At 47.7% G+C, this 1,994-nt stretch carries 2 protein-coding genes; both read left to right on the forward strand.

Annotation, left to right across the window (positions count from 1 at the left end; all coding sequences use genetic code 11):
• The first annotated feature begins 228 nt into the window (after positions 1-228).
• Entirely contained in the window at positions 229-1,167 is a 939-nt protein-coding gene (locus CHB90_RS25815; RefSeq protein ID WP_089280548.1) for an HTH domain-containing protein, read from the forward strand.
• Positions 1,168-1,173: 6 nt separating this feature from the next.
• Positions 1,174-1,994 (forward strand): hypothetical protein (locus CHB90_RS26430; RefSeq protein ID WP_141135994.1); only part of this gene is annotated, 821 nt, incomplete at its 3' end.

Genomic DNA, 1,994 nt, shown 5'->3' on the forward strand with positions numbered 1-1,994 from the left:
TGTAGCTCGGCGGGATCGGTCTGCTCATGCAGGACAGCTACCACGCTGGATTCACGAGATGAATCCCTCAACCAGCCTTTGCGCAACAAAGCCGCAACAGCGCGGGTTCATCTACACACATGTTGACGCTATCGTGCTCTTGACGCCTAGAAACGAACTTCTCGACAAAGTTCGAGTCCAGAAAAGGTTCGATGGCGCGATTCACGGTGTAACTCCCAACGGTAACGCATGGCCAATCAATATCTAATAGCCGCAGAGAAGGCCATACGCGCAAAAAACGACGCCCTCACTCCCCGTGAGATCCTTGCTGTGGCACAGTCACTAGGCTTCACGCCCGGCAGGCCAAAGGTCAAGACGCGGCACAAAACCATGGCTGCCCGATTGAGTATGGACGTTCTAGAAAGAGGGAATAAATCACTCTTCTTCAGAACCGGGCCGAATACGTTCTTTCTGAGAGAACTAAACGACGGGCGCTATGAGGAGTACAAAGCGCCTCGAAGAAAAAAAACTCTTCACGACGAAAAAATATTGGCAGTTTCTCAGTCATATCTGGATGATGTTGGTGTAAGAGGAGTGGTCTACTCACCTGAAGATCTTCTGAAAAACGCATCGGACAGCGGCGCAGTTAGCTATTTGGTGAGAAGGTTGGCAGAAACACGATATGACGTAAAGCAAGTAATTGCCTACGCCCTCATCTATAGGGATAGTCATTTGCTTTCCTATACGCGAGGAAAGTTTAATTCTGCAACGGATGAACTGGTCGGCCAAAGAAGCATAGGATTTGGCGGGCACGTATCAAAAGAAGATATAAGCCTTTTTGATGAAGGAGAGTTCGGAATATTTGAAGCTGCACGCCGCGAGATCACCGAAGAGTTAGTTTTCCAAAAATATGACATAGACAGAATTTACCGCTCAGACAGTATTAAATATGTTTGTGCCATAAATACATACGACACGGATGACGCAAAGAAGCACATTGCGGTCGTAGTGCTTCACAAATGCCATCCAAACTTCCAGACTGAAAAAAATGAGATGTCAATCAATGCTCTCAAGTGGCTGAGCGTCAGTGATCCGCTGAATGACATCGACTGCTTTGAACCTTGGTCAAAACTAATACTGGAGGAGGTGTTCTCTGGAAATATTGCTCTGGATTTCAATGAGGAGTAATTTTTTGTGACAAAGCCAATTTTCCTGCATGCTGTCAATGCAGAACTACATCTCGCCCTCGGTAAACCTGTCGATCAAATCCAATTGTTAAGCTCAATCCGTGCATTTTCTTTAGTATCCAGCTCGAGAATGTTCTGTAATATATCTCAAATTCACGAAGTCTTCTTCGACAATCCTGAGGCGCTGTCTGAACTGAGATCTCTATATGAGTGCGATAGATTTGTTGCACATTCAGACTATGGGCAATTTGAGGAGTTTCGCGAAAGCAGAGCAAACCATTTCAGGCACACGTTAGCTCAACACCCGGGGTTCAAATCTGCACCGCTTCAGGAATTAAGAGATCTTCCTTTAGGGAGCATGGGCCAATCCATGTCCATGACCTCGTTCATTGAAAATCGACTTGAGGACATAGTTGAAGAGCGCTCTCTAGAATCTGGCCTAATCACACCGACAGCACGCGACACGGAAATCCTCAGGAGAAATGCAGATTGGGTGGAAAAGACTTTAAGGATGCGCGATCAAAAAGCACTGACGTTCGAGACCTTTGATAGGGTAGCGGGCCATGCCTACGACGCAAGAGACGAGGGAGTCCTTCGGAGAGCGCTTACTGAGGCTTATGTTACAGGTTATATGCGCGACTATGACGCTGACTGCATATGGGGATACGTCGGATTGGAGCACGTGGAGCGCTTCCCGCTCCTATCGAGCTTGAGCTTGCGTTTAGCTCTCGAGGTGGCTTTGTTGCGCAAAGGCTGGTTGAGGGATTCATCTCGTGAATCCAGCGTGGTAGCTGTCCTGCATGAGCAGACCGATCCCGCCGAGCTACA

The sequence above is a fragment of the Antarctobacter heliothermus genome, from assembly GCF_900188425.1.
Classification (GTDB): domain Bacteria; phylum Pseudomonadota; class Alphaproteobacteria; order Rhodobacterales; family Rhodobacteraceae; genus Antarctobacter; species Antarctobacter heliothermus.

Coding starts and splice junctions, on each gene's coding strand:
- CHB90_RS25815 (WP_089280548.1), top strand. CDS start 229: ATGGCCAATCAATATCTAATAGCCGCAGAGAAGGCCATACGCGCAAAA.